The following is a 545-nucleotide window of genomic DNA, read 5'->3' on the forward strand; positions in this document are numbered from 1 at the left end:
CATTGACCTGATCGGAACCGCGCACCGACTGGTTGACGCCCTGGCTGAACAGCGTGACCGTGCGCGGGCGCGCGGAAAAAAGATGAAAAAACCGCTGGAGATCCTCAAGGGCGACGTCACAGGTTGTTGCGACGGCGCCAGCATCGCCGTGCGCATCGAGCGCCTCCCAAAAGCCTTCCGGAATATTGACGCTATCCCTGAGAAAGCCCGCGTCGAGCAGGCCCTCACGGCGGCAATGCGCAAGCAGGCCGTTCATCAGCGCCACGTCGCTTCCGGGACGCAGGGCGAGGTGGAGGTCGGCGTCCTCGCAGGTCTCGGTGCGGCGCGGATCGACAACAACGAGTTGCGCGCCGCGCGCCGCCCGCGCGGCCTGGATGCGCTGGTACACGACCGGATGGCACCAGGCGGTATTGGAGCCGACAAGCACGAAGAGGTCCGCCGCGTCCAGATCGTCATAGCTGGCGGGCACGACGTCCTCGCCAAAAGCGCGGTTGTGGCCAAACACGGCGCTCGACATGCATAACCGCGAATTGGTGTCGATATTG

Annotated in this window: 1 protein-coding gene; it reads right to left on the reverse strand. The window is 64.8% G+C overall.

What is annotated here, in order from left to right; translation table 11 throughout:
• Positions 1 to 545, reverse strand: a 545-nt coding sequence (locus tag AC4FS3_RS29320) for a molybdopterin-dependent oxidoreductase (RefSeq protein ID WP_491023466.1), incomplete at both ends; no start/stop codon positions are given.

The sequence above is a fragment of the Pseudogemmobacter sp. TB195 genome, assembly GCF_058313095.1.